A 25521-nucleotide genomic window follows, 5' to 3' on the forward strand; every position below is an offset into this window, starting at 1 on the left:
ACATACGGGGGATTGGAGCTGCTGTGACGATTCAAAAGTCGACGTTTGATCTGGGCGTGCCGTGGGAGGACGCCGCCGGTTACGCGCAGGCGGTGATGGTCGACGACACGCTCTACATTTCGGGACAGCTGGGTCATCGCAAGGACGGCACGCTCGTGTCGCCGGCGCCCGACGGCGCGCAGAGTGTCGACCAGTCCGTCATGCGGGACCAGATGGCCCAGACGTACGCGAACGCCCGCGAAGTTCTGGCGCACTTCGGCTGCACGTTCGACAACGTGGTCGAGGAGGTCGTGTTCGCGACCGACATCGGTGCGGCGCTGGCGGTGATGCGCGGGGTCCGCGACGACATCTACACCGACGTCGCCAAGCCGAAGGTCACCAACACCACCGTCGGCGTCACCTCGCTCGCATTGCCGGGTCAGGCTGTGGAGATCAAGTTCGTCGCACTCAGGACACGTGGATGACGATCTTGCCGCGGCGGCCGCGCTGTTCGAGGGCCTCGTAGGCCGATCGCGTCTCGGTCAGTGGGAGCACGCGGTCGACGACCGGGACCAGCTTGCCGTGGTCGACCAGGTCGGCGAGGGAGCGCAGGTCGTCGTGCGACGGCGAGACGATGAAGAAGGTCCCGCGGACGCCGTGCCGGGCCGCCTCCTGCTCGTCGGGCGGCGCCGACAGGCTCACCAGGACGCCGCCGCGCTTCAGCACCGTCCACGAGCGTGACTGGGTCTCGCCGCCGACGAGGTCGACGACAACGTCGACATCGCGTACGTGGTCCTCGAAGCGCTCGCTGGTGTAGTCGACGACCTGCGAAGCGCCGAGGTCCGCCACGAACTGCCGATGGTCGGGCCCGGCGGTCGCGATCACGTGCCCGCCGAGCGCGGCGGCGATCTGCACGACGTAGGTGCCCACGCCACCGGCCGCGCCGTGCACCAGCACGCGCTGGCCCGGCCGTAGCCCGGCGTGGTTGACGAGCGCCTGCCACGCGCTCAGCCCCGCCAGCGGGACCGCCGCGGCGTGGTCGTGGTCGATCGACGCCGGCTTGGGCGCGAGGATGTCCGCGGGCAGCGCCACGAACTCCGCGGCCGCGCCGTCGTGCACGAACGGAATCAGCCCGAACACCTCCTCGCCAACGGCGAGAGCGCCGCCCGCGACGACTCCGGAGAACTCGTGCGACGGGATGACCGGCGTGCGCTCGGGACCGGTCCCGTCGCTGCGGTACGTCCACGTCTCCGCCCAGGTGAGCTCCTGCGGGGTGATCGAGGCCGACTTCACGGCCACCAGCACCTCGCCGGGCCCCGGCTCGGGTCGCGGGGCGCTCTCGTAGACGAGCTGTTCGGGTCCGCCGCGGGCGTGCGCCCTCACGGCCTGCATCGTGGCCATCACCCTGAGCCTAATGGCGTGGCGGCGTCCGCCCGGGGTAGAGCATCATCGTGTCCGTGGTTGATCCAGGAGCGTCCCGGCTCGCGCTGCGTGTCCCCGAGGCGGACGACCGGGATCGGTTGTTCGCTCTCTACTCGGATCCGCTGGTCTGGGGCCCGGATCCGGTTTCGCGGCACGAAGAGCCGGCACAGACCCAGGAGATGATCGAGCGCTGGCGGGCGGCCTGGGACCGCGACGGCCTCGGCATGTGGACGGCGTGGGCCGGTGCCGAGTTCGTCGGGATCGGCGGCTGCGCGGTCCGCGCCGGCGTGGCGTGGAACCTCGGCTACCGGCTGCGCCCGCCGTGCTGGGGCCGCGGCTACGCCCAGGAGATCAGCGCGGCCGCGATCGCGGCGGCCCGGGCGCGCAACCCCGCGCTGCCAATCACCGCCTACCTGGTCGAAGGCAACGACCGGTCCCTGCGTACGGTCGAGCGGACCGGCCTGAAGCAGGTCTGGCGCGGCCCGGACGCGGGCAACCCGAACCCGACCGCGACAAGGCTGCTCTACAGCGACCAGCCACTGTCGCCGAGCGTGCTGACCGCCTTGACGGTGGCCTGAGTGATCATCGAACGGGTCGACTTCCCTGGCGGCCGGCACTGCGAGACCACCACGCTGGGCGCCCTGCTGCGGCACGCGGGCGTCGACCTGTCCGAGCCGATGCTGTTCGGCCTGGGTGCGGGCCTGGCCTTCATCTACTGGGACGCGAAGAACATGGCCTTCCCGTTCCTCGGCGGCCGCACCAAACCGCTGGAGATCGCCCGGACGGTGGCGGACGGACTGGGCCTCACACTGGAGGTACGGGAGACCGCGTCACCGCGCACGGCCTGGCGACACGTCGAATCCGCGCTGGCCGACGGCCGCCCGGTCGGCCTGCAGCTCGACTGCTACCACCTCGACTACTTCACCACGAAGGTCCACTTCGGTGGCCACGTCGTCGCCATGTACGGCTACGACGACAGCCACGCCCACCTGGTCGACACGGCCCAACAGGGCGGCACGGTGACGACCACGCTGGCGAGCCTCGAACGCGCCCGCGCCGAACGCGGCCCGATGACCGCCCGCCACCTCTCCTTCACGATCGCCGCCCCGGCCGAGACGACCGCCCTGGAAAGAGCGATCCGGACGGCGGTCCGCGCCAACGCGCACGCGTTCCTCAACCCGCCGATCGCCAACCTCGGCCACCGCGGCATCGCCAAGGCCGCCCGCCAGGTCCGCGGCTGGCTGGACCGGGCCACCGACCCGGCCCACGACCTCCCGCTGGCCGCGACCCTGATGGAACGCGGCGGCACCGGCGGCGCCCTCTTCCGCGCCATGTACCGCGACTTCCTCGCCGAGGCCACCACCATCGTCGACGACGACAACATAAGCCACGGTCACCGGCTGTACGCCGAGATCGCCCCGCTCTGGACCGAGGTCGCCGACCACGTCACCGCCGCCGGCCGGACGGGCGACCCCCACCACCTCACCCAGGCCTCGGCAATCCTGAGCGACCTGGCGGAACAGGAGCGCCGAGCCATGGAAACCCTGCGGTCAACCCGCGAAGCGGGGGGTAGGTAGGCCGCGGGCACCCGGGTCGAGCAGCAGCGTCTGGCCCGCCAGCGGTGCCGGGTCGCCGCCCACCCGGGCCGACGTCACCGCCAGCAGATCCAGGTCGGGCCCCACGAACGCGCAGCGGGTCGGTTTGGAAACAGGCACGGTGACGACCCGGTCGACGGTGCCGTCGGGTGCGTAACGCACGATGCGCCCCCCGCCGAACTTGCAGTTCCAGACGAACCCGTCCGCGTCGACCGTCACCCCGTCCGGGAACCACGGATGGTCCTCGTCGGACACGAACACCGAACCCGCGCCGACCCAACCCGACGGCGACACCGGGTACGCGCGGATCTGCCGCACCGTCGAGTCCACGTGGTACATCGTCGAACCGTCCGGGCTCCACGCCGGCCCGTTCGAGCAGACGATCCCGCCGAAGGCGCGCAGGACGGTCAACGACCCGTCCAGGCGGTAGAACACGCCGAGCGGCTCCTGCTCCGCCATGTGCATCGACCCGAACCAGAACGCCCCCGACTGGTCGACCGCCCCGTCGTTGAGGCGGGTGCCGGGCGCGGTGTCGATGGCGCGAACCACCTCGACCTTGCCCGTGTCGACGTCGCAGAAGGCGATCGCGTCGCGCAACGCCGCCACCAGCCCGCCGCCCGCCCGCAGCGCGACGCTGCCGACCAGGTCGGGCACCGCCAGCGTCAGCACCGGCCCGGCCGGCCACGACATCGCGTAGATCCGGCGTTCGAGGATGTCGACCCAGTAGAACCTCGACCCGTCCCACAGCGCGCTCTCGCCGAGCGTGCACGGGATGTCGCTGAGCACAGTCACGTCAGTCATGGGCCTTCTCCCGGCCGTAGGCGAACAGGATCGCGAGGATGACCAGGCCGTAGATGACCAGGCGGCCGTACTCGGGGACGCGCTGCGCCGCGAGGAACGTGGTCACCGCCACCAGGGTCAGCGAGCCGGCGATGACGCCCAGGTAGTGGCCGCGGCCGCCGAGGATGGAGACGCCGCCGACCACGACGGCCGCGATCGACTCGAAGAGGTACGGGTCGCCGAGGCCGAGCGACGGCTGCCCGCCGTACGCGACGAGCGCGATCCCGGCCAGCGCCGCGAACACCCCGCTGAGCGTGTAGAGCGCAACGGTCACGCCCCGCACCCCGACGCCCGACAGGAACGCCGCGGTCGGGTTGACGCCGACGGCGTACACCCGGCGCCCGAAGGTCGTCAGCGTCAACAGCACGGTCATGAACAGGCCGACGCCCACCCAGAGGAATAGTTGGGCCGGCAGCGCGCCGGAGAACAGGCTACGCAGGGGCGACGGCGCGTACGAGCCGCACGACGCACAGGTGAGACCCTTCGAGAGGCCCAGCGTCAGGCCCTGCATCACGCCGTTCATGCCGAGCGTCATCACGACGGCCGGCACGCCGAGCCAGGCGACGCCGAGGCCGTTGCCGAGCCCGACCAGCGCACCCACGCCGAGCGCCAGCAGGATCGCCACCGGGGCCCGCGAGGTCTGGCCCAGGCTCGCCGTGGTGAGCACGATCGCGGCGCCGTTGAGCACCCACGGTATCGACAGGTCGATGCCGCCCACGAGCACGACGAGCATCTGCCCGGCCGCGACGAACCCGGTGAAGCTCGCGACGACCAGCATCCCGCGCAGGCTCGACCAGGACGCGAAACCGGGGTGCAGGATCGCGCCGACGACCAGCACGGCGACGGTGCCGGCGAGCGCGTAGAGAACGCGGCGGGCGCCGGGGGAGTCCAGCGTCATGACAACCTCCGGCGGCGGACGAACACGGTGCCGAGCAGCACCGCCACGACCAGGAACAGGCCCTGGAACAGCGACTGGTAGAGCGGGTCGATGCCCGCGAAGAACAGGATGTCGATGACGAGCGTCAGGGCGACCGCACCGGCGACGGCGCCGAGGGCGCTGCCCCGACCGCCGCTGAACGCGACCCCACCGACGACGACCGACGCGATCGAGGTGAGGATGAACGGCGTGCCCGCGTTGGCGTCGCCGGCGGTGGTGGTCGACACGTAGAACACCGCCGCCAGCGCACCGCACAGGCCGGACAGCGCGTACACCTTGAGCTTCACGGCGGCCGCCGGCACGCCGACCGCGCGGGCGCTGCTCTCGTCGCTGCCGACGGCGTACACCCGCATCCCGAACCGGGTCCGGCGCAGCACCAGCCAGCCGGCCACCGCGAGCCCGAGCCAGATCAACCCGGTCGGTGCGGCGGGGTTCGTCAGCACCTGGCGCACCGGGTAGGGGATCGAGCCGCCGGGCGCGGGCAGCACCCGCAGCGCGAGCCCGCTGAAGATCGACAGCGTTGCCAAGGTGGTCAGGATCGGCGCTATCCGGCCGTAGGCGACCACGAGCCCGTTGAGCGCGCCGCAGGCGGTGCCGAGCGCCAGCACCGCGAAGATCCAGGGGATCGACGCCGTCGCCGCGGTCACCGCCACGCAGAGGCTGACGACGCCGCCGACCGACAGGTCGATCCCGCCGGTGAGCACGACCAGGCTCTGTCCGATGGCGACGAACACCAGCGGCAGTGTGGTGTTGAGGATCGACAGGTAGTCGAACGACGTGGGGAACCGGCCCAGCCGCGACGTGTAGACGACGAGGTAGGCGACCGCGGTCGCGGCCAGCACCAGGTAGCCGAGGCTCACCCGGCGCAACGCGTCACGCATCCTGACCCTCCTTGATGGACGCCGCGACGATCCGCTCCGCGTCGCCGACCGGCCCGGCCAACTCGGCGGCCACGCGACCCTCGCGCAGCACCAGCACCCGGTGGCAGAGGTGGGCGATCTCCTCGGTCTCGCTGGAGTAGTAGAGGATCGCCCGGCCCTGCGCCGCGAGCGCCCCGACCAGCTCGTAGATGTCGTGCTTCGTGGCCGCGTCGACGCCGCGGGTGACGTCGAACAGCAGCAGCACCTTCGCGTCGGTGAGCAGCCAGCGGGCCATCACGACCTTCTGCTGGTTGCCGCCCGACAGCGTGTCGACCGCCCGGCTGGTGGACCGGCCGGCCCCGATCCGGAGCTAGTCCACGATGGACGCGACGGCGACGCGTTCGGCGCCGCGGTTGACGAAACCGGCGGTCGCGCGGCGCGACAGGGTGGCGGCGGCGATGTTGTCGCGGATCGACAGCGGCAGGAACAGGCCCTCGGCCTTGCGGTCCTCGGGCACGTAGGCGATGCCGACGCCGGCCCGGATCGCGTCCTTCGGCGACCGGATCGTGACCGGCCGGCCGTCGACCGTGATCGTCCCGGCGGCGGCGCGCCGGGCGCCGAACAGGGTCAGGAACAGGTCCCGTTGTCCCTGGCCCGCGAGGCCGCCGACGCCGAGGATCTCGCCACGCCGCAGGTCGAGGTCCAGACCGCGCAGCCGCCCGCCGGACAGGCCCGCGACGCGCAGCGCGCTCTCGCCGGTGGGTTCGCCGGTGAGCTCCGGGTACGCACCGGCGAAGCTGCGCCCGCTCATCAGCGTGACGGCCTCCGCCTCGGTGAGCCGCTCCCGGGTGGCGACCCGGGTGCCGTTGCGGAACACGGTCACCCGATCGGCGAGCGCCTCGATCTCCCGCCAGCGATGGGAGGTGAAGATGACGCAGCAGCCCTCGTCACGCAGCCGCCGCATGTGCCCGGCGAGCCACTCGACCTGCCGGTCGGGCAGCGCGGCGGTCGGCTCGTCGAGGATGACCACCCGAGGTTCGGCGGCCAGCACCCGGACGAGCTCGACCACCTGGCGCTGCGCGACCGACAGGTCGGCCGCCGTGGCCCGCGGGTCGATGTCGTCGACGCCGTAACGCCGCAACAGGTCGAGCGCGACCGGCGCGAGGTGGCGCCGGCGGACCAGCCCGAGGCGGCCCCGGGGCGGGTCCTGGAGCAGCAGGTTCTCCGCCACGGTCAGGTCCGGGAGCAGCGACAGCTCCTGGAACGCGGTCGCCACCCCCATCCGGCGGCGGGCCGCGGGTTTCACGACCCGGCTGACCTCGGTCCCGAAGATCTCCACCGTGCCCTTGTCGGCCTTGATGAGCCCGCACAGGACCTTGATGAGCGTGCTCTTGCCGGCGCCGTTCTCACCGGCAAGAGCGTGGATCTCCCCGGGACGCGCCGCGAACGACGCGTCCCGGAGCGCCTGGACCCCGCCGAAGGCGCGGTCGACGCCGTCTGCCCGTACCGCGAAAGTCTCGGAGCCGGACCGCGGCGGAGCCGGCGCCATCGACGAGGTCCCGGTCACGACGGGAGCTTGACGTCGAGGGTCTTGCCCGGGCACGGAGTGCCGTCCGTCGCCGCCTCCTGGCAGAGCACGAGGATGGCGTTGGGTCCCGAGTCGGTGAAGTCGGCGAAGAAGCTGTCCGGGAGGTCGGGGAAGACCGTCTCGCCGGGCACCATGTTGTCGGACGTCGCGACCGGGAACGGGATCGTGATGCTCTCCTTGGGGTGCTCGCCCTTGACCACGGCGCGGGCCAGCTCGAGCGAGATGACCGACAGGAACGGCGGCTGCCCGATCGACATTCCCTTCACCTTCGGCGTGAGCAGGCCCGCCATGAACTTGCGGAACCCGTTCTCGGCCTCGCCGCCGACCACCGGCATCGGGCGGTTGGCCGCCGCGAACGCCTTGATCACGCCGTCGGTGCCGCCGGAGACCCAGACGCCGTCGACCTTGGGCAGGTTGGGCAGCTGGGCCGAGGTGTTGCGCTGTGCGGTGGCCGAGTCCCACATGCCGGTGTACGTGGCGACGACCTTGATGCCCGGGTTGGCCGCGAAGACGTCCTTGGCGCCCTTGTTGCGGTCGTTGTCGGCGCCGGTGCCGGCCACGCCGGTCACCATCACGACGTTGCCCTGCCCACCCAGCTCGTCGACGATGAACTGCGCGAGCTGCTGGCCGAACTTGATCTGGTCGGTGTTGACCGTCAGGCCGCACTTGTTGTCGACGGTGTTGTCGAACGACACGACCACGATGCCGCGGTCGCAGGCCTGCTGCACCACGCCGTTGAGGCCGCTGGTCGAGGCCGCGTTGATGACGATCGCGTCGACGCCCTGCGAGATGAGGTTGGAGATCTGGCGTGACTGCGTCGAGACGTCGTTGCCGGCGTTGAAGACGCTGCACTCGACCTCGTCGACGTACGGCGGCATCGCGCACGCGGCCTTGTAGACGTTCTCCATCTCGACGCGCCACTGGTTGCCGATGAAGGAGTTGGAGAGGGCGATCTTGATCTTGCCGGCCTTGGCGTCGCCGGTCGAGGCCGGCGAGCCGGCGTCGCTGCAGGCGGCGACGATCAGCAGCAACGTCGCGGCGACGACCGCGACCGCGGCCCGGGCGGCGCGCCCGGGGTGTCGGGGTAGATTCATGGTTGCTCCACCGTGTGAAGGCGCGACGGGTCCGACCCGCGGCGCTTGGCGTCTGGTCGGCGGGGGCAACCGCCGGCCAAATGTGGTGTGAGTGCCCGCACTGGCGTGTGGCTGGGCGGCCAGGGCCTCGCGGCCCTGGCCGTTCGGGTCTTACTTTCTGGGGAGACTGGGCAAAGGGAACCGGTCTGAGTCCCTCAGCACCGCCGCCGCGGCGCCCTGGACGACCACGGTGTGTTCGTCCAACGCGCCGACGACGACCGGAGGCAATACTTCACCGGCGTGGATCGCACGCCGGGCCATCGACTCGCGCAGGGGAGCGAGCAGGATCTCGCCCGCCGGCGCGAGGTTTCCACCGAGAACGATCAGCTCCGGGTCGAGCAGGTTGTACATGTTGGCGGCGGCCAGGCCGATGTGGCGGCCGGCGTCTGCGATCACGCGCCGGCACCCGACGTCGCCCACCTGGGCCATCTTGATCACGTCGGCGATGGACAGCCGGTCGTGATGGCTGCGCCACAGCTTCTGCGTGATCGAGTCGGCGTTGGCGAGCGTGTTGAGGCACCCCCGCCCGCCGCACTGGCAGACCTCGCCGTTCTCGTCGATCGTGGTGTGGCCGAGCTCGCCCGCCGTGCCGTTCGCGCCGACGTAGAGGGCGCCGCCGAGGATGAACCCGACGCCGATGCCCGAGGCCGTGTAGACGTACGCGATGTCCCGCATGCCGCGGGCGACACCCCAGATGGTCTCCGCCAGCGCGGCGAAGTTGGCGTCGTTGCCCACCAGCAGCGGGAGTCGCAGCACGCTCGACGCGGTCGCGTAGGGGTTGACGTTGACCCACGGCTTGAGCGTCGTCGCGCGACCGTTGACCCCGGTGTTGCGCTGGATCGGGCCCGGCATCGCGACGCCGACGCCGAGCACGCGGTGCTTGTCGAGGCCGAGCCGGTCGAGCATGTGCCCGACCAGGGTGGCCGCGGTCTTGAGGGTCGCCTCCGGCGGCGTGTGGTCGTCCATCGGCACCGCGTCGTGCAGCAGGAGCTGCTGGGCGGTGTCGCAGACGGCCGCGCGCACGGTGCCGTTGGCGATCTCGATGCCCACCGCCACGCCGAGGTCGCCCTTGAGCCCGACGAGCGTGGGCGGCCGCCCGGTGCCCCGCTCGGCGGCCGTCACCTCCGTGATCGTGCCGTCGTCGAGCAGCTCTTCGATGACGCTCTTGACGGTGGACCGCGACAACCCGATCTCGGCGAGCGCGCGCCGGCTCTGCGCCCCGCGCTCCCGCAACGCGCGGACCACCCGGGCACGGTTGGCCGAGCGCTGCGCGGACGGGACGGGAGACGACATCGCACCTCTTCCCCTCGGGGTGGGACCGAGTATCGGGTCGGGTGGCGATAGCAGTCAATACTCCGGCCTGATCGGCGCGAAATCAGGCCTCCATTTTGCACAGTCTATTCAGAACGCCGTCCGATTCGCCGGGATGATTGCCTATTCGCGAGGCCCATGATCCACCGGATCGCCGTACACGTCGCGCTTTTGCTTGGTCCAGACCGAAATCAACGACGGAGAGCGTGATCTGGTACGCGTTAATGCCTGTCTGACCGGCCGGAAAGTTATTGATTGACATGTCTTCATCCGGTGGGGCTACCGCTACGAGGGCCTGCCGGTGCTCGGCGGTGTCGGCCGCGACCTCGAACCCGTGCACGAGCTGATCCCGCTCGCCGGCCGCCTGGCCCGCCACCGTCGCGGCACCGCCGAGCAGCCCACCGGCGACGACCTGGGCGCTGGTACGACGCCGAGGTCGCCGCCCGCCGCTAGGGGACCACGACCTGCACGAGCCCGGTGTCCACGTCGTAGACCAGACCCGACACCCGCACGGCCGGCGGCATCGCCCGCCTCATCAGCTCGACGTCGATCGCGACCGAGGCGTACGGGTCCAGGACCGCCTTCTGTTCAAGCGAGGCCGCGGGGATCTCGAAGAACTCGGCCAGCAGGTCGGGATAGGGCGCCAGGTCCGTGATGCCGCAGTCGGTGTGGTGCAGCACCACCATCTGCCCGCCGGGTGGGGGCCGGCCGTGGCTGCGGGCCTCGACGACCTTGGCCAGCATCGCCCACGAGCGCAGCGCCGCGGGCGTGACGCGACCGCCGACGTTACGCATCACCACGGCGTCGCCGGCCGCGAGCCCCAGGACGTGGCTCGGGTCGACGCGCGGGTCCACGCAGCCGATGAGCCGCAGGTTGCCGGTCGACAGCAGCGGAAGCCCGACCTGCGCCCCGCTGGCCGCGAACCCGGCGTTGCGCCGCACCAGTTCGTCGGTGTCGATCACGAGCCTCAGCGTGCCACGCTCCGGATGATCGTGCCGGTAATGTCGCATAAATGGCGGACGCGCGATGGCGGGCGATGACGGTCGCGCTGATCGCGGCGTTCATGACCCTGCTCGACGTCAGCATCGTCAACGTGGCGCTGCCGTCGATCCAGAAGGACCTGGACCTCAGCTCCGGCGGCCTGCAGTGGGTCCTGTCCGGATACGCGCTCGCGTTCGGCCTCGTGCTGGTCCCTGCCGGCCGGTTCGGCGACGCGCACGGCCGGCGCCGGCTGTTCGTCCTCGGCCTCGCCGGGTTCACGCTGGCCAGCGCGGCCGCGGGCATCGCGCAGAGCGAGCTGTGGCTGGTCGCCGCCCGCCTCGTGCAAGGCGTCTCGGCGGGCGTGGTCAACCCGCAGGTCTCCGGCCTCGTTCAGCAGATGTTCAAGCCGGCCGAGCGGGGCCGGCCCTTCGGCGCGCTCGGTGCGACGATCGGCGTCTCCACCGCCCTCGGGCCGCTGCTCGGCGGCGCGATCATCGCGATCGCCGGCGCCGAGCACGGCTGGCGCTGGATCTTCTACATCAACGTGCCGGTCGGCGTGGTCGCGATCGTGCTCGGCACCCGCTGGATCCCCGGCCACCCGGGCGAGCGGCAGCCGCGGCGGGGTGTCGACCCGCTCGGTGTCGCGCTGCTCGGTGCCGGTGTCACCCTGGTGCTGCTGCCGCTGGTCCAGGAACGGGAGTGGCACGGCCCGATCACCTGGATCCTGATCGTCGCCGGGCTCGCGGTGCTGGCGCTGTTCGTCGTCTGGGAGCGGCACCAGACCCGGCGCGGCGGATCGCCGCTGGTGGACCTCGGCCTGTTCCGGCGGCGCTCGTACGCGCTGGGCTCGCTGCTGGCCCTGGCCTACTTCGCCGGCTTCACCACGACGTTCTTCATCTTCACGCTCTTCCTCCAGAACGGGCTGCGCTACTCGCCGCTGGAGGCCGGTCTGTCGGTGACCCCGTTCGCGGTCGGCTCGGCGTCGGGCGCGCTGCTCGGCGGGCGGATCGTCAACCGGTACGGGCGCGCGCTGGTCGTCACCGGCCTGTGCATGGTGATGGGCGGGCTGGCCCTGGTCATCGTCGCGCTGCACTACGTGGAGGGCCGCGGCGCGGGCTTCGCGACGGCACTGCCGCTGCTCTGCGCCGGCGTCGGCAGCGGCCTGGTGATCAGCCCCAACCAGAACCTCACGCTGAGCGAGGTGCCGGTCTCCGAGGCGGGCAGTGCCGGCGGCGTGTTGCAGACCGGGCAGCGGATCGGCTCCGCGATCGGCATCGCCGCCATCGGCGCGGTGTTCTTCAGCCGGCTGGCGGACACCGGCGGCGACTACGCCGAGGCGTTCCGCACGAGCCTGTTCGTGACGCTCGGCTTCATGGGGCTGGCGCTGGCCGCCGCGGTCACGGACGTGGTGCTCGGTCGCCGCTCACGAGTCGAGGCCGCGTAGCAGTTCGTCGGCCCGCCGGGCGAACAGGTGCGCGCCGCGCGCGACGGACAGCGCCCGGGCCCGCTCCGCGGCGGCCCGGACGGCCTCGACCGGTTCACCGCAGGCCCGCATCAGCCGGGCCCGGAGCAGGAGCACCAGACCCTCCGCGTAACGCTGGCCGCGCAGGTCGAGCAGCGCGTCGGCGCGGTCGAGGGCCGCGGCGGCCGCGGCCGGCATCCCGGCTGCCAGCCACATCTCGGCGAGCAGGCCGTACCACGTCGCCACGCCCGAGCGTGGCGGGTCGAGCAGCGTCGAGGCGATGATCGCTTCGGCCTCGGCCGCGGCGGCGGCCGGGTCGTCGCCGGTGACCGCCCGCGCCCAGCACCTGGCCAGCCGCTGGTAGCTGCCGAGGAAGACGAACGTGAACCCGGGGTCCGTGGCGATTCCCTGGCGTGCCGCGCGCATCGCCCAGGCCGGGTCGCCGGCCAGCGCCGCCGCCGTGACGGAGAACGCGCTCCAGACCGCGATCACGTACGGGTCGTCGTCCGCGCCGGCTTCCATCTTGTCGAGCTGCGCCCGCGACCCGTCGACGTCGCCGTGCAACGCCGTCATCAGTGCCAGCATCACCGGCCAGAGCAGCCGCAGGTCGCGCCGCAGCGGGTGCTCACCGCGATCGTCGAGCACGGTCGAGTCGCTCCGGCTCAGATAGCGGAACGCCTCGCCGATGTCGCCGACGTCCCACTGGTGGATGCCCCAGGCATTCCGGCCGTACGCCCGCACGAGCGGGTCGGCGGACGCCTCGCCCTGGTCGAGCAGGCGGCGGGCGAGCCGGGCGGCGCGGTCGAGCTGGATGCCCTGCGAGTACGCGGCCCAGCGCGAGAACAGGAAGCCCGCGGCCTCCCGTTCGCGGCCGAGGCCCCGGGCCAGGTGCTCGGCCCGCTCCAGCAGGTCGAGCGCCGAGCCGACGTAGCCCGAGCGCATCCCGCTGACCGCGGTGAGCTCCGACAGGGCGGACAGCTCCAGCTCCGCGAGCCCCGCCGTCCGGGCCACCTGCGCCGCCGCGCGCAGCTGCCGCTCGGCGGCCGCGAATGCGGACTTGGCGGACGCCCGGCGGCCGGCGCGGACCAATGCGCCGGCGGTCCGCGCCGGGTCCGCCAGCGGTCCCGCCGCCCAGAGGTGATGCGCGAGCCGCTCGGCGACCGACTCGTCTCCGGTGGCCTCCAGCGCCTCCGCGACCCGCAGGTGCAGCCGGTTGACCAGGGAGGGCGCCGTCGTGCCGACGACCGACTCGCGGACCAGGTCGTGCCCGAAACGGAAGGAGTACGGGTCACCGGGCGCCGGCTCGAGCAGGCCCAGGCCGTGCAGGGGTTCGAGCCGGTCGAGGCAGGTCTGGCCGTCGACCGCGGCCGCCCGGGCGAGCAGGGCGAGGTCGACGTCCCGGCCGACCAGCGCGGCGATCTGCAGCAGGCACCGCGCGTCGTCGTCGAGGCCCGCCATCCGGTCCCGGACGACGTCCCGCACCGTGGACGGCACCCCGGCCCGGACGGCCGCCTCCTCGGTCAGGGCGCCGCCGTCGGCGAGCAGCCGGGACAGCTCGCGCACGAAGAACGGGTTGCCGGCGGTGCGGGCGTGGATGCTCCGCGCGGCGCCGGGGCCGGGCTCCTGGCCGGTCTCGCGCCGGACGAGCTCGGCGACCGCGGCCGGGCCGAGCGGGCCGAGCCGGATCCGGCGGTGCCGGGGCAGCCGGCTCGCCGCGGCGAGCATCCGCGCCAGCTCGGAGCCCGGCACCGGTGCCCGGTCGCGGAGCGCGCCGACCACCAGGGTGCCGCCCGGCAGCCGCCCGGCCAGGTGGCCGAACATCTGGAGCGAGGCGACGTCGGCCCATTGGAGGTCGTCGAGGACGAGCACCACGGGCTGCCGCGCCGACGCCTGCCCGACCAGCGCGACGACCTGCTCGAACAGGCGGAACTGGGCACCCGTGTCCGGCAGCACCGGCGCGGTGAGGCGGCCGTCGCGGGGCGCGAGCAGGCGGCCGAGGTCGCCGGCGTGCCACTCGTCGCGGGCCGCGGCCGGCACGCCCGCGAGGAGCGTGCCGACCACCTGCACCCACGGCCACATCGACGGGGTGCCGTCGCCCTCCAGGCAGCGTCCCCAGACGACGGAGGCGCCGCGCTGGTCCGCGGCCGCGCCGAGCTCCTCCAGCAGGCGGGTCTTGCCCACCCCGGGCTCACCCTCGACCACGACGAGGCCCGTGTCACCGGCGAGCGCGGACTCCGTGGCCCGGCGCAGCACCGCGAGCTCCTCGACGCGGCCGACCAGACCGTCGGCGGGCAGCGGCGCCGTCACGTGTTGGTGCAACACCCGCTGCTGCGCGGCGAGCAGCGCCGGACCCGGATCGACGCCGAGCTCCTCGGCCAGGCGCGCGCGGACCGTCCGGAGCACGGCCAGCGCCTCCGCCTGCTGGCCGGCGGCGGCGAGAGTGGCGACGAGCGCCGCCTGCACCGCCTCTTGCAGCGGCGCCATCCTGGCGGCGAGCCGCAGCGGCGGCAACACCTGACCGGGTCGCGCCGACGACACGGCGAGGTCGGCCGCCGCCACGCAGGCGTCGAAGAACTCACCGTCCAATGTGGTGAACACCGACGTCGCCGTCGGGTGGGTCAACCCGTGTCCCGCGGCGCCGTGCCAGAGACCCAGCGCCCGCCCGTAGCCGTCGAGCGCGTCGTCGGGTGGCGCGGCCCTGGCCGCCGCGACGAGCTCCCGGAACGTGACCACGTCGAGGACGTCCGTGCCGGCCCCGAACTGGTAGCCGCTGCCCCGGCGCCGCAGGTACGAGCCGTCGTCGCGGGAGGGCAGCGCGGGCTCGAGCAACCGCCGGAGCGTGCCGACGTATTTCTGGAGGATGTTGAGGGCCGAGGCGGGAACGTCGTCGCCCCAGATCTGGTCGATCAACTCGGCGGTGCTGATCGGTCGGCCGGGCTGGGCCAGGAACAGGGCGAGCAGGTAGCGCTGTTGCCTGGGCCCGGCGTCGAGCTCGACCCCGTCCCGCCAGACCCGCAACGGACCCAGGATCGAGAGCCGCAGGCCCTGGCCTGGGGAAGCCGTCATGCCTGCTCCCAACCCCTGCGAACGTTTGCAGGCGCGAGTGTACGCCCGGGGAAGTCGTCGTTCAGTGCCCGTCAAGTTGGCCTTCGTACGGTGGGCCCGACCAACGCCGAAGGGACGAGAACGAACATGACTACCACCCGACGCACACTGCTGGCCGGATCCGTCGCGGCCGCCGCCGGGACCCTGGTGGGAGCGCCCGCGGCGCAGGCCCACGGAGGGCGCGGGCCCAAGCCGACCGTCGTGCTCGTGCACGGCGCGTTCGCCGACGCCTCCGGCTGGAACGACGTCGCCGCGCGGCTGATCGCCGCCGGCTATCCGGTCATCGCGCCGGCCAACCCACTGCGCGGGGTGGCCTCCGACTCCGCCTACCTGGCCAGTGTCCTCGCCACGCTGCCCGGCCCGCTGGTGCTGGTCGCGCACTCGTACGGCGGGATCGTCATCACCAACGCCGCGGTCGGCAACCCGGCGGTGAAGGCGCTGGTGTATGTGGCCGCCTTCGCGCCGGACGAGGGTGAGTCGCTGCTCGCGGTGCAGAGTCGCTTCCCCGGTACCGAGCTCACCGAGGCGGCACTGGACTTCCGTCCGTACTCCGCGGACCGGGTCGACGGCTACATCAAGAAGGAGAGCTTCCACGACGTGTTCGCGGGCGACCTGCGGCGGTCGACGACGGACTTCATGTGGGCGTCGCAGCGCCCGGCCGACGTCCAGACGCTGGGCGAACCGTCGGGCGTGCCGGCGTGGCGGACGATACCGTCCTGGTACCTGGTCGCCCGCGACGACAAGGTGATCCCGCCGGCGACGCAGCGGTTCATGGCCCAGCGGGCCGGCGCGACCGTCCGCGAGGTCCGCGCCTCGCACGTCGCGATGATCTCCCAGCCCGCCGCCGTGGCGGACCTCGTCGAACGCGCCGTTCGCGCAGGGAGCTGACGATGCCCACCCGAGTCAACCGGCAGACCGTCGACCTGTCCGCCTATCCCGACCTGCTCGTCCTGTACCTCGGCATGCGCGTGAACCACATGTACGGGATCCGGACGTTCTTCAGCTTCGGCCGCAAGATCAGCCAATCGGTCGCGGGCAAGCCCGACGGACTGCTGCTGCACGAGCCCGTCTACTACTCGATCTTTCCGATGAACATGGGGATGCGGCAGTACTGGCGGGATCTGCCGTCGCTGCTCGCGTTCGCGCGCTCCGAGCCGCACCGGCAGTGGTGGCTCGATTTCCTGAAGGACTCCGGGGGCACGGGCTTCTGGCACGAGACGTATTCGGTGAAGGGCGGGATGGAGGCCGTCTACGACGACATACCCAAACCGTTCGGCTTCGGGCAGTTCGCGGGGCTGCAGCGGGCCCGCGGACCGATGTTCGGCTCGGCGGCCCGGCTGGGCCGCGCGGAGTCCGCCGGCGACCCGGCCGTGAGCGAGAAAGAGCTCTACGACTAGTAGGCCGGCGCCAGCCGTGGCATGTCGCGGCGGCCGCGCAGGGGTGAGAAGAACAGCCACAGCCCCGACGCGCAGCCGCCGACGACCGCCAGCCACAACGTGGCGCGGACGCCGCTGGCCGAACCCAGCGCGCCCGCGGTCACCGCACCGGCGCCGCTCACGAAGAAGTTGGCACTGCCGCTCCAGAGCACGCCGGCGAGCAGGATCGGGTGGTCGACCAGGGACGGCAGATAGGCCGGGTACGCGACGGAGAAGAGCACGCTCAGCACGCTGTTGGCCAGCGCCACCAGGTAGAGCTGCGCCAGCGTCAGCGTGCCGAGCCCGGCGGCGACGGGGATGGACCCGATCAGCGCGAGCCGCCCGAGGTCGGCCCACACCATGACGCGGCGCTTGCTCAGCCGCTCGACCAGGGCCCCGGCCGGCAGCGCCACGAGCAGGTAGGCGACGGTCACGGCCGCCGACAACAGCCCGACCTCGAACGTCGACGCGTCGAGCTCCAGCAGCGCCACCAACGGCAAGGCCAGCACGGTGATCTGCGACCCGACCTCACTGACCGTCTGACCGCTCCAGAGCAGCAGAAAATCCCGATCCCGCCACGGCGGCCCCCGTCGACCCGTCACCGACCAGAGCATGCCAGACCCCCGTAGGCTCCATCCCGAGACGGAGGGGAGGCCGAGGTGGCCGAGACGACGGTGGTCGAGGTGATGGCCGAGCTGGCCGCGCTCGAGGACCCGAAGATCCGTGAGGTGAACGAACGGCACGGCGACGACCACGGCGTGAACCTCGGCAAGCTCCGCGCCGTCGCCAAGCGGTTGAAAACCCAGCAGGACCTCGCCCGCGACCTCTGGCGCACCGGCGACACCGCGGCGCGGCTGCTGGCGATCCTGATCTGCCGCCCGAAGGCCTTCTCGGGGGACGAGCTCGACACCATGCTGCGCGAGGCGCGCGTGCCCAAGGTGCACGAGTGGCTCGTCAGCTACGTCGTGAAGAAGAGCCCGCACGTCGAAGAGCTGCGGATGGCCTGGTTCGCGGATCCGGACCCGGTCGTCGCGAGCGCCGGCTGGGCCCTGACCACGGACCGCGTGGCGCGCAAGCCCGACGGCCTGGACCTGACCGGCCTGCTCGACGCCATCGAGACGGAGATGAAAGCGGCTCCGGACCGCCTGCAGTGGGCGATGAACCACTGCCTGGCCCAGATCGGCATCGAGCACGCCGCACACCGCCCCCGCGCGCTGGACATCGGCGAACGGCTGGAGGTGCTCAAGGACTACCCGACCTCGCCGGGTTGCACGTCCCCGTTCGCACCGATCTGGATCAACGAGATGGTCCGCCGCCAGCCAGGCCCGGCGTGACGGCCGGGGTTCAGGTCGGCCAGGCGTAGCCGAGTCGCTCGGCGTCCTCGTGGCGTCCGCCGACGACGGTCGCATGGATTTTCGGGTCCGCGTTCCGCAACCGCTCGACGATGTGGTCGGCCTGGGCGATGGGCGGCGTCTCGTCGACCGGGATCGCCAGTTCGAACTGCAGCCACGGCTCGTCGTCGGTGAAGGTCTCTTCGGGATAGGAGAAGCCGAGCCGCACCCGGAGTGGTTCGTCGCCTTGGGCCGTGACCCAGCCCAGATGACACTGCCATCGGGTGAGGACACCGGGTGCGGCGGTCAGCCGCTCGCGGAGCAGCCGGGCCACCGTCCTGGCCGGCCACTCCCAGCTGTGGTCGCTCTCCGCCTCGGCGATCGTGGCGTCGTATTCCGCCGCGTCGACGTGGACCTCGGGTGGAGCCTCCGCGCGGGTGTGTCCGCGCCAGTCCCGCCACACCACAGTGTCGCCCTCGCGCACGACCGTGACGTACAGGGCCCCGCAGCACCCCTCGGTGCAGTACGCCTCGGCCAGCCGGACCTCGTGCGGCTCGGCCGTCGCGCGCAGTCGGCCCGTCGCGAGCAGGGTCTCGGGCGCGAACGGCGGTCCCTTGTCGAACGCCGCCGCGACGACCGGCCGCCCGTCGACGAGCAGCCGTGTTTCGACACTGCCCCTCCGGAGCGGATCGCCCGCCACCACGTGGACCTGGAGGCGTGCCGCGCGGTCCTCGACGGCCGCGATGGCGGCCCGCGCCCACGACGCTCGGTGCCGCGTGAGCGGATCCGGTGAGCACAGCGCCTTTCTGAGGACGTCCTGCCACCCGTCCTGGCGCACCGTCTCCCGCAGTTGGGAGAGCGTCTTCTCGCGCTCGCCCGCGTCCCAGTCCAGACCGGCCGCGTACCCGGTCCGCAGGTCGTCGATGAGGGACACGATCATCGCCAGCCGCTCCATCGACGCCGGCAGTCCGGCGGCGTGGCGGGCCATCCCCACATAGCCGTGCCGGGCGCCGGCATAGCTGGTCAGTTGGGTGCGGTAGTCGTTCGGCGTGACCATCGCCAGCAGGAGCCGTCCGGCCTGGTCGGCGACCTGTTCCTCGACGTCGGTCTCCGCCAGCGCCTCCGCCAGCGACACGGTCTCGGCGACCTCTCGTGCCAGCGTCGCGCTCATCTCCTCGCCGCCGACCGCGTTCCGGCGCAACCAGACGACGGCATCCGGACCGCCACGCTGGCACAACGCCGCGATCGCGCTGTCCCTCGTCGATCGTTGCGACCGTTCGGCCAACCAGATCAGGTCCGGCACGGCACCGTCGTGCGCGGCGATCGCCCGCACCGCGAGGGTCCCGAAGTAGTCGAGCAGCCCGATCGTCCTGATGACGGGAATGTCCTCGGGCCGGCCGGTCGCGACCAGCAGGGCGAGACCCACGAGCACCGGGCGACGGTCAGTGCCGTTCCGGACCAGCCACCTGCCGGTCTCTCGTGCGCGCTCGGCGTCGGCCGGCCGGTGTCTGTCCAGCTTGGACTCGACCGTCCACGACGGAAGGTCGAGACGGGTCAGGTCATCGTGCAGGGAGCGGACGGACGCTGCCGGGTCGGCGAAGTGCGCGTCGAGGACGGCCCGCAGCTTCTTCGGCCGTTTGCCGGTCGGGAGGTCGGGCTGGGCACCGTCATCGGGATAGGGGTGGCCGCCGCGCGACAGCGGGGCATCGGGACGCTCGTCATGCAGGCGCGCCGCGTGATCGAACAAAGGCACGAGCGTCCTGCGCTCGTCGGCCGCGCTCACCGGCGGGCGGCGGACTCGATTCTCTCAACCATGTTGATCACTCTAGCGCGGGTCACAGCCGCACGTCGTCCAGGGTGTGCAGTTCGACGGGCTGCGCGTCCTCGGCGTCGCGGCTCGGTGGTTCGGTCGGGTCGTGGTCGCGCAGGGTGCCGAAGGCCACGCCCGTCAGGGCTTCGACGTGCCGGACCTGGGTCTGGTACGTGCGGTACGGGCCCAGCGGTGGCTCCTCGGCGGCCCGTTCGAGGTTGCCGAGGAGGTCGGTCTGCTCCAGGAGGTAGGCCGTCGCGTGGAGCGCCTCCGTGGTGGCGACCGCGACGATCTTCCAGAAACCGCGGGGGAGGGGCACGCCGCGGTAGACGGGGTCGTCGGGCCGCAAGACGGGTCCGGTGTAGACGTTCGCGCGCAGGCGGTGGTCGGCGACCTTGTCGAGGATGTAGTCCTCCAGGCCCTGCCACGTGGTGTTGTTCTGGTTGAAGTCGCGGTGCTGCGGCGCGCAGTTGGTGAAGTGGTACGTGTCGGCGACCGCGGCGGCCGCCTCCGCGGTGGTGTCGCCCCAGAGCATGTCCGCGCGGCGCGTGAGGTGGCCCCGGTCGAGGTCGTTCCCCGAGTAGAGGTCGTTGCCGGTCTGCGCCGCCGCGGGCAGGCGCGGGTCGATGATCCATCGGTCGCCGGCCGAGACCTGGCTGAACCGGTGGCGACCGTCGAGGTTGGCCGCGCTGTAGATCGCGAGCCGGCGCCGTGCGTGCAGGACGACGGTGAAATGGTGATAGCGCAGCACCCCGTCGGGCGCGGCGGGCCCGACCGCGACGCCCGCGGGGTCGACCGTCGGCAGCGGCAGGTCGTGGCCGAGGAAGCTCGGGTCGAAACCCCGCCGGTCGGTGTAGTCCTGGTCCACGAGCAGCAGCGTAAGCCGCTCGGCCGGCGGATCCCGCCGAGGTGCGCGAACCCGACGGAAATGCGGTTGGACCGCGCTCGGCCGGTTACTACTGTGCGGTGATGCTCTCGCGATCCCTGACGGTGACGTACGACGCGCACGATCCCGACCGCCTCGCCCGGTTCTGGGGCGGCCTGCTCGGGCGGGAGGTCGTCGGCGGCGCGTTCCTGCCCGGCGACGAAACCCAGGTGGGCCTCCGGTTCGTCGCGAGCCAGGCCGCGAAGAAAGCCGGCCCGAGCTACCTGCACCTGCACCTGACCAGCGCTACCGCAGACGACCAGGAAGGCCGGGTCGCGCGGGCGCTGGAGCTCGGCGGCAGCCACCTCGACGTCGGGCAGCGGCCCGAGGAGGGCCACATCGTCCTGGCCGACCCCGAGGGCAACGCGTTCTGCGTGATCGAGCCTGGCAACAACTTCCTCGCGGGGTGCGGCCTGCTCGGGGAGATCGCCTGCGACGGTGGGCGCGAGGTCGGCGTCTTCTGGAGCGAGGCGATGGGCTGGCCGCTCGTGTGGGACCAGGACGACGAGACCGCCATCCAGTCACCGCACGGCGGCACGAAGGTCGCGTGGGGCGGCTCGCCCGACGCGCCGAAGGACGGGCGCAACCAGCAGTTGTTCGACATCGCACCGGCCGGCGGCGACCAGCGGGCCGAGGTCGACCGGTTCGTCGCCCTGGGTGCCACCCGGGTCGAGGTCGGCCCGGACGGCGCGGTGATGCTGGCCGACCCCGGCGGCAACGAGTTCCGCGTAACGACCTGAGCCGGCAGATTGCGGTCTGTTTACGAGCGTCACGGATACGCTATCGTTAGTCCCGCCCGTACGCGCCGACCGGCGATGGAGGGACGCGGTGGCCGAGTTCCGTCTGAGCGCCGAGCACCAGCGCTTCGCGACCTGGGCCCGGGCGACGGCGGCCGAGCACATCGCCCCGCTCGCGAGACACGACGGCCGCGTCAACCGCCCACTGCTGCGGGAGATGGGCGCGCGCGGGCTGCTCCGCGCCGTCTTCGGCGGCACCGCCGAGCCCGACCAGGCCGCGGCATTACAGCTCTGCCTCCTGCGCGAGGCGATCGCCCAGGTCAGCGGCGAGGCCGAGACCGCCCTCGCGCTCCAGGGCCTCGGCAGCTATCCCATCCTGCAGTCCGGCACCCGTGACCTGGCGGCCAGGTGGATCCCGCCGATAGCAGCGGGCGAAGCGGTGGCGGCGTTCGCCCTCTCCGAGCCCGGCGCCGGCTCCGACGCGGCGGCCCTGGAGCTCAGAGCCGAGCCCGACGGCCAGGGCTGGCGTCTCACCGGCGAGAAGACCTGGATCTCCAACGCGCCCGACGCCGACATCTACTCCGTGTTCGCCCGCACGACCCCCGGCACGCGGAGCAAGGGCGTCACGGCGTTCGCGGTCCCCGGCGACAGCGCCGGCCTCACCGGCGAGCCGATCGACATGCTCTCGCCACACCCCATCGGACACCTGACCTTCGACGGCGTACGCGTCGGCCCGGAGTCGGTGCTGGGCGAGGTCGACGACGGCTTCGCGGTCGCGATGCGCACCCTGGACCTGTTCCGCCCCAGCGTCGGCGCGTACGCGGTCGGCATGGCGCAAGCGGCCCTCGACACGACCGTGGAGCACGTGAAGACCCGCCAGGTCCACGGCGCACCCCTGGCCCGCCAGCAGGCCGTGGCCCACCGGATCGCCGACATGGTCGCGCAGCTCGAAGCCGGCCGCCTGCTCGTCTACGCCGCCGCGGCCGCCTACGACGCCGGTGACGAGCCGCAGGAGCAGACCAGACGGTCCGCGATCGCCAAGCTGTTCGCCACCGAGGCGGCGCAGCAGATCGTCGACGGCTGCGTACAACTGCACGGTGCCGTGGCCCTGCGCAGTGGTCACCTGCTGGAGCAGCTCTACCGCGACGTCCGGTCGCTGCGCATCTACGAAGGCGCCTCCGAGATCCAGCGCACCATCATCGCCCGCGAGGTGATCGGCATCAGATGACCAACCCTTACCGGTTCCACGCCTCGCCCCGGCTGACCACGTCGTGGGCGCATTTCCGGTTCGCCAAGGCCGACGGGGTCGCCACCGTCACGCTGGACCGGCCGGAGAAGCTCAACCCGCTGACCTTCGAGAGCTACGCCGACCTGCGCGACCTGCTGGCCGAGCTGCCGCACCACCAGGACGTCCGCGCGCTGGTCATCCGCGGCGAGGGCAAGGGCTTCTGCGGCGGCGGCGACGTCAACGAGATCATCGGCGAGCTCGTCAAGATGGAACCCCGCGACCTGATGCGGTTCACGAAGATGACCGGCGACGTGATCCGGGCGATGCGCGAATGCCCGATCCCGATCATCAGCGCGGTGCACGGCATCGCCGCGGGCGCCGGTGCGGTGGTCGCGTTGGCGTCGGACTTCCGGGTGGTGAGCACGTCCGGCCGGTTCGCGTTCCTGTTCACCAAGGTCGGGCTCTCCGGCGGCGACATGGGCGCCGCCTACCTCCTGCCGCGGGTGGTCGGCCTCGGCCGGGCCACCGAGCTGCTCATGCTCGGCACCACGATCGATTCGGCGACCGCCGACCGGTACGGCCTGGCCTCCCGGCTCGTGGCCGACGACGAGCTCGACGCCGCGGTGGCCGACCTCGCCCGCACGCTCGCCGACGGCCCGACGCTCGCCCTCGCGCAGACCAAGTCCCTGCTCACCCGCGAGCTGGACATGCCGATGTCGGCGGCGATGGAGCTCGACGCGATGACCCAGGCGCTCCTGATGACCACCCAGGACCACGCGGAGTTCCACGCCGCGTTCAACGAGAAGCGGCCGCCGCGCTGGCAGGGCCGATGACCGAGGGCCGGGTCGCGCTGGTCACCGGCGCCGGGCGGGGGATCGGCCGTGCGATCGCCCACCGCCTGAGCCGCGAGGGTCTACGGGTGGCGCTGGTCGCCCGTGGCGACAAGGAGCTGGCGGAAACGGCGGAGGGCTGCGTCGGCCCGGCGCTGACGGTCACGGCCGACGTCACCGACCAAGAGCAGATCGAGGCCGCGTACGCCCTGGTCGAGCGCACCTGGGGCCCGGTGGAGGTGCTCGTCGCCGGCGCCGGCGCGGGCCACTCGGCCCGGCTCGACCGCACCACCGACGAGGACTGGCAACGGATGCTCGACCTCAACCTGACGGCGCCGTTCCGCTGCATCCGCCGCTGCGTGCCCGCGATGCGCGCCGCGGGCTGGGGCCGGGTGGTCGTCGTCGCGTCGACCGCCGCCCGGGTCGGCGAGCCCTACATCGCCGCCTACACCGCCAGCAAGCACGGCGTGCTGGGCCTCGTCCGGTCCGCCGCCGCGGAGCTGGCCACCATCGGGGTGACCGTCAACGCGGTCTGCCCGGGCTACGTCGACACCCCGATGACCGACCTCACCGTCGACACGATCGCGGCGACCACCGGCCGCAGCCCCGCCGACGCCCGGCGCCTGCTGGAGCGCAAACAGCCGATCGGCCGGCTGATCCGCCCCGAGGAGGTCGCCGACGCGGTCTGGTTCTGTGTGAGCAGCGACGCCGTCACGGGACAGGCGATCAATGTGGACGGAGGCGCGGTGCAGTGACCATCGAGCGGGTGAACCCACCGGAGCTGCCCCGCCCGCGCGGCTTCTCGCACGCCGTGATCGGCCGCGGCACGACCATCTTCCTGGCCGGCCAGACCGCGATGGATCAGGCGGGCCGGATCATCGACGGCGACGTGGTCGCCCAGTTCGCGCGCGCCCTGGAGAACCTGCTGACCGCGCTGCGTGCCGCCGGCGGCCGCCCGGACCAACTCGCCAGCCTCACCGTCTACACGACGGACCTCGGGGCCTACAAAGAGCGGGCGGCCGAGATCGGCCAGGTCTGGCGCCGCCTGGTCGGCACCGACTACCCGGCCATGGCCGGCATCGGCGTCTCCCGCCTCTGGGACGCCGAAGCGCTCGTCGAGGTTCAGGGCTTCGCGGTGGTGTGATCCAGCGCGGGCCGGACGGAGTCGACGAAGCGGTGCGCGGCGTCGGCGAGGCGGTTGTGCAGCGCGAAGAACGTGTCCGCGGAGCGGACGCCGTTCCAGTCCGCGGGCAGCGCCTCCAGGGGCAGGCCCGGCTCGAGGTACGGCAGCCGCCGCCAGTCCGTCAGCGCGTTGACGTAGTCGGCGAACGCCTCCGCGTCGCTGACCGTGCGGCGGCGCCGGGCCACCGGCTCGTACCGGAGCAGGAAGTCCTCGTGCAGCGCGCGCAACCGCGGCAGGTCCCACCACTGCGCCACCCGTTCCGCGGCGTCCGCGAACGCGAGGTAGTCGCCGCGGAACAGTTCGACGTAGACGTCGAGCCCGTGCCGCTCCAGCGTTTCCTTGGCCTCGTCGTACAGGTGCGCCGGCGCGATCCAGACGCCCGCCGACACCGTGCCGAAGCCCAGCCAGGCCAGCCGCGACCGCAGCACGTGGCGCTGGTCCCGCTTGCTCTCCGGCACGCTGAACACCGCCAGCAGCCAGCCGTCGCCCGCCGCCGCGCGCTGCCGCTCGAAGATGCGCCGGTCGCCCTCGCGGAGGATCTCGCGGGCGTCGTCAGAAAGCTCGTAACCCGCCACCCCCTCGACCCGGCTCGCGGAGAGCAGGCCGCGGCGCTTCAGGCGGAAGATGGCGGAGCGCACGGCTGGCTCGTCGACGCCGCACTGCGCGAGCAACCGGATGATCGACGCGACGCTCATCCAGCCGCCGGCTTCACGCGCATACAGGCCGTACACCGTGACGATCAATGCTCGGGGTTTCTGGTTGCGACCGCCCGAATCGTCCGTCTCCACCGTCACGGAGAAACCATATCTGATGCGTTCTCTTGACTGCCGTCATCGAATGCGAATACTG

The 25521-nt window shown here is 72.3% G+C and carries 26 protein-coding genes; 12 read left to right on the top strand and 14 right to left on the bottom strand.

Annotated features, from left to right (window positions below):
• Positions 1–23 precede the first annotated feature (23 nt).
• Positions 24–464 carry a Rid family hydrolase gene (locus tag Air01nite_RS21380; protein WP_203704572.1) on the top strand — a complete coding sequence of 147 codons (441 nt, stop codon included), beginning with the start codon at positions 24–26 and terminating at the stop codon, positions 462–464.
• Here Air01nite_RS21380 and Air01nite_RS21385 read toward each other — a convergent pair.
• Positions 448–1380 carry an NADP-dependent oxidoreductase gene (locus Air01nite_RS21385; protein WP_203704574.1) on the bottom strand — a complete coding sequence of 311 codons (933 nt, stop codon included), beginning with the start codon at positions 1378–1380 and terminating at the stop codon, positions 448–450. The genes Air01nite_RS21380 and Air01nite_RS21385 overlap by 17 nt on opposite strands.
• Before the next feature lie 56 nt (positions 1381–1436).
• Here Air01nite_RS21385 and Air01nite_RS21390 point away from each other — a divergent pair, with 56 nt between their 5' ends.
• Together Air01nite_RS21390 and Air01nite_RS21395 are read left to right on the top strand one after the other, a co-directional pair.
• Positions 1437–1979: a GNAT family N-acetyltransferase gene (locus tag Air01nite_RS21390; RefSeq protein WP_203704575.1), complete on the top strand. Its 543-nt coding sequence runs from the start codon at positions 1437–1439 to the stop codon at positions 1977–1979.
• Positions 1980–2978, top strand: a complete 999-nt coding sequence (locus Air01nite_RS21395; RefSeq protein WP_203704576.1) for a BtrH N-terminal domain-containing protein — start codon at positions 1980–1982, stop codon at positions 2976–2978.
• Here the strand turns inward: Air01nite_RS21395 and Air01nite_RS21400 are convergent.
• From Air01nite_RS21400 to Air01nite_RS21435, 8 genes are all read right to left on the bottom strand, one after another.
• A complete protein-coding gene (locus tag Air01nite_RS21400) occupies positions 2952–3797 on the bottom strand; it encodes an SMP-30/gluconolactonase/LRE family protein (RefSeq protein WP_203704577.1) in 846 nt (281 codons plus the stop codon). The genes Air01nite_RS21395 and Air01nite_RS21400 overlap by 27 nt on opposite strands.
• Positions 3790–4734 carry an ABC transporter permease gene (locus Air01nite_RS21405; protein ID WP_203704578.1) on the bottom strand — a complete coding sequence of 315 codons (945 nt, stop codon included), beginning with the start codon at positions 4732–4734 and terminating at the stop codon, positions 3790–3792. The genes Air01nite_RS21400 and Air01nite_RS21405 overlap by 8 nt, the downstream gene beginning before the upstream one ends.
• Positions 4731–5654: an ABC transporter permease gene (locus Air01nite_RS21410; protein WP_203704579.1), complete on the bottom strand. Its 924-nt coding sequence runs from the start codon at positions 5652–5654 to the stop codon at positions 4731–4733. The genes Air01nite_RS21405 and Air01nite_RS21410 overlap by 4 nt, the downstream gene beginning before the upstream one ends.
• Positions 5647–5928, bottom strand: a complete 282-nt coding sequence (locus Air01nite_RS21415) for a hypothetical protein (RefSeq protein WP_203704580.1) — start codon at positions 5926–5928, stop codon at positions 5647–5649. The genes Air01nite_RS21410 and Air01nite_RS21415 overlap by 8 nt, the downstream gene beginning before the upstream one ends.
• A gap of 75 nt (positions 5929–6003) precedes the next feature.
• A complete protein-coding gene (locus Air01nite_RS21420) occupies positions 6004–7200 on the bottom strand; it encodes a sugar ABC transporter ATP-binding protein (protein WP_203704581.1) in 1197 nt (398 codons plus the stop codon).
• Positions 7197–8315: a sugar ABC transporter substrate-binding protein gene (locus tag Air01nite_RS21425; protein ID WP_203704583.1), complete on the bottom strand. Its 1119-nt coding sequence runs from the start codon at positions 8313–8315 to the stop codon at positions 7197–7199. Before Air01nite_RS21425 ends, Air01nite_RS21420 begins: the two co-directional genes overlap by 4 nt.
• Positions 8316–8465: 150 nt before the next feature.
• Positions 8466–9647, bottom strand: coding sequence for an ROK family transcriptional regulator (locus Air01nite_RS21430; RefSeq protein ID WP_203704585.1), 1182 nt, complete (start codon positions 9645–9647; stop codon positions 8466–8468).
• 467 nt (positions 9648–10114) lie between these two features.
• The gene (locus Air01nite_RS21435; RefSeq protein WP_203704587.1) at positions 10115–10627 is read right to left on the bottom strand and encodes a carbonic anhydrase; all 513 of its coding nucleotides are present in this window, start codon (positions 10625–10627) and stop codon (positions 10115–10117) included.
• Positions 10628–10677: 50 nt separating this feature from the next.
• On the opposite strand from Air01nite_RS21435, the gene Air01nite_RS21440 reads away from it, so the two are divergent.
• Positions 10678–12090 (top strand): MFS transporter, encoded by a 1413-nt coding sequence (locus Air01nite_RS21440; protein ID WP_239090858.1) that lies wholly within the window; start codon positions 10678–10680, stop codon positions 12088–12090.
• Here the strand turns inward: Air01nite_RS21440 and Air01nite_RS21445 are convergent.
• Positions 12070–15174 carry an ATP-binding protein gene (locus tag Air01nite_RS21445; protein WP_203704589.1) on the bottom strand — a complete coding sequence of 1035 codons (3105 nt, stop codon included), beginning with the start codon at positions 15172–15174 and terminating at the stop codon, positions 12070–12072. The two genes, Air01nite_RS21440 and Air01nite_RS21445, sit on opposite strands and share 21 nt — an antisense overlap.
• A 126-nt stretch (positions 15175–15300) precedes the next feature.
• Here Air01nite_RS21445 and Air01nite_RS21450 point away from each other — a divergent pair, with 126 nt between their 5' ends.
• On the top strand, positions 15301–16101 hold the full coding sequence (locus Air01nite_RS21450; RefSeq protein ID WP_203704591.1) for an alpha/beta fold hydrolase: 801 nt from the start codon (positions 15301–15303) through the stop codon (positions 16099–16101).
• 2 nt (positions 16102–16103) lie between these two features.
• Positions 16104–16610 (top strand): monooxygenase family protein, encoded by a 507-nt coding sequence (locus tag Air01nite_RS21455; RefSeq protein WP_203704593.1) that lies wholly within the window; start codon positions 16104–16106, stop codon positions 16608–16610.
• Here the strand turns inward: Air01nite_RS21455 and Air01nite_RS21460 are convergent.
• Positions 16607–17230, bottom strand: a complete 624-nt coding sequence (locus Air01nite_RS21460) for an MFS transporter (RefSeq protein WP_203704595.1) — start codon at positions 17228–17230, stop codon at positions 16607–16609. The two genes, Air01nite_RS21455 and Air01nite_RS21460, sit on opposite strands and share 4 nt — an antisense overlap.
• Before the next feature lie 57 nt (positions 17231–17287).
• Between Air01nite_RS21460 and Air01nite_RS21465 the strand changes: the two genes are divergently transcribed.
• Positions 17288–17962 (top strand): DNA alkylation repair protein, encoded by a 675-nt coding sequence (locus Air01nite_RS21465; RefSeq protein ID WP_203704597.1) that lies wholly within the window; start codon positions 17288–17290, stop codon positions 17960–17962.
• Between the two features lie 10 nt (positions 17963–17972).
• Here the strand turns inward: Air01nite_RS21465 and Air01nite_RS21470 are convergent, their stop codons facing one another.
• Together Air01nite_RS21470 and Air01nite_RS21475 are read right to left on the bottom strand one after the other, a co-directional pair.
• On the bottom strand, positions 17973–19712 hold the full coding sequence (locus tag Air01nite_RS21470; protein ID WP_203704599.1) for a hypothetical protein: 1740 nt from the start codon (positions 19710–19712) through the stop codon (positions 17973–17975).
• A gap of 82 nt (positions 19713–19794) precedes the next feature.
• A complete protein-coding gene (locus Air01nite_RS21475; protein WP_203704601.1) occupies positions 19795–20637 on the bottom strand; it encodes a DNA/RNA non-specific endonuclease in 843 nt (280 codons plus the stop codon).
• 101 nt (positions 20638–20738) lie between these two features.
• Here Air01nite_RS21475 and Air01nite_RS21480 point away from each other — a divergent pair, with 101 nt between their 5' ends.
• The 5 genes from Air01nite_RS21480 to Air01nite_RS21500 all read left to right on the top strand — a co-directional run bounded on the left by Air01nite_RS21480 (position 20739) and on the right by Air01nite_RS21500 (position 24633).
• Complete coding sequence (locus Air01nite_RS21480; RefSeq protein WP_203704603.1) at positions 20739–21434, top strand: VOC family protein; 696 nt, start codon at positions 20739–20741, stop codon at positions 21432–21434.
• 88 nt (positions 21435–21522) lie between these two features.
• A complete protein-coding gene (locus tag Air01nite_RS21485) occupies positions 21523–22659 on the top strand; it encodes an acyl-CoA dehydrogenase family protein (RefSeq protein ID WP_239090859.1) in 1137 nt (378 codons plus the stop codon).
• Positions 22656–23492, top strand: a complete 837-nt coding sequence (locus tag Air01nite_RS21490; protein WP_203704605.1) for an enoyl-CoA hydratase family protein — start codon at positions 22656–22658, stop codon at positions 23490–23492. Before Air01nite_RS21485 ends, Air01nite_RS21490 begins: the two co-directional genes overlap by 4 nt.
• On the top strand, positions 23489–24244 hold the full coding sequence (locus tag Air01nite_RS21495; RefSeq protein ID WP_203704606.1) for an SDR family NAD(P)-dependent oxidoreductase: 756 nt from the start codon (positions 23489–23491) through the stop codon (positions 24242–24244). Before Air01nite_RS21490 ends, Air01nite_RS21495 begins: the two co-directional genes overlap by 4 nt.
• A complete protein-coding gene (locus tag Air01nite_RS21500) occupies positions 24241–24633 on the top strand; it encodes a RidA family protein (RefSeq protein WP_239090860.1) in 393 nt (130 codons plus the stop codon). The genes Air01nite_RS21495 and Air01nite_RS21500 overlap by 4 nt, the downstream gene beginning before the upstream one ends.
• Here the strand turns inward: Air01nite_RS21500 and Air01nite_RS21505 are convergent.
• Complete coding sequence (locus tag Air01nite_RS21505) at positions 24612–25466, bottom strand: PaaX family transcriptional regulator (RefSeq protein WP_239090861.1); 855 nt, start codon at positions 25464–25466, stop codon at positions 24612–24614. The two genes, Air01nite_RS21500 and Air01nite_RS21505, sit on opposite strands and share 22 nt — an antisense overlap.
• Positions 25467–25521: the final 55 nt, after the last annotated feature.

Source organism: Asanoa iriomotensis, assembly GCF_016862515.1.
Taxonomy (GTDB): Bacteria; Actinomycetota; Actinomycetes; order Mycobacteriales; family Micromonosporaceae; genus Asanoa; species Asanoa iriomotensis.

Bases quoted from the DNA above. Each gene is read 5' to 3' on its own strand.
- Air01nite_RS21385 (WP_203704574.1), bottom strand. From the start codon at position 1,380: ATGGCCACGATGCAGGCCGTGAGGGCGCACGCCCGCGGCGGACCCGAA.
- Air01nite_RS21400 (WP_203704577.1), bottom strand. From the start codon at position 3,797: ATGACTGACGTGACTGTGCTCAGCGACATCCCGTGCACGCTCGGCGAG.
- Air01nite_RS21405 (WP_203704578.1), bottom strand. From the start codon at position 4,734: ATGACGCTGGACTCCCCCGGCGCCCGCCGCGTTCTCTACGCGCTCGCC.
- Air01nite_RS21410 (WP_203704579.1), bottom strand. From the start codon at position 5,654: ATGCGTGACGCGTTGCGCCGGGTGAGCCTCGGCTACCTGGTGCTGGCC.
- Air01nite_RS21415 (WP_203704580.1), bottom strand. From the start codon at position 5,928: ATGGCCCGCTGGCTGCTCACCGACGCGAAGGTGCTGCTGCTGTTCGAC.
- Air01nite_RS21425 (WP_203704583.1), bottom strand. From the start codon at position 8,315: ATGAATCTACCCCGACACCCCGGGCGCGCCGCCCGGGCCGCGGTCGCG.
- Air01nite_RS21430 (WP_203704585.1), bottom strand. From the start codon at position 9,647: ATGTCGTCTCCCGTCCCGTCCGCGCAGCGCTCGGCCAACCGTGCCCGG.
- Air01nite_RS21440 (WP_239090858.1), top strand. From the start codon at position 10,678: ATGGCGGACGCGCGATGGCGGGCGATGACGGTCGCGCTGATCGCGGCG.
- Air01nite_RS21445 (WP_203704589.1), bottom strand. From the start codon at position 15,174: ATGACGGCTTCCCCAGGCCAGGGCCTGCGGCTCTCGATCCTGGGTCCG.
- Air01nite_RS21450 (WP_203704591.1), top strand. From the start codon at position 15,301: ATGACTACCACCCGACGCACACTGCTGGCCGGATCCGTCGCGGCCGCC.
- Air01nite_RS21455 (WP_203704593.1), top strand. From the start codon at position 16,104: ATGCCCACCCGAGTCAACCGGCAGACCGTCGACCTGTCCGCCTATCCC.
- Air01nite_RS21480 (WP_203704603.1), top strand. From the start codon at position 20,739: ATGCTCTCGCGATCCCTGACGGTGACGTACGACGCGCACGATCCCGAC.
- Air01nite_RS21490 (WP_203704605.1), top strand. From the start codon at position 22,656: ATGACCAACCCTTACCGGTTCCACGCCTCGCCCCGGCTGACCACGTCG.
- Air01nite_RS21495 (WP_203704606.1), top strand. From the start codon at position 23,489: ATGACCGAGGGCCGGGTCGCGCTGGTCACCGGCGCCGGGCGGGGGATC.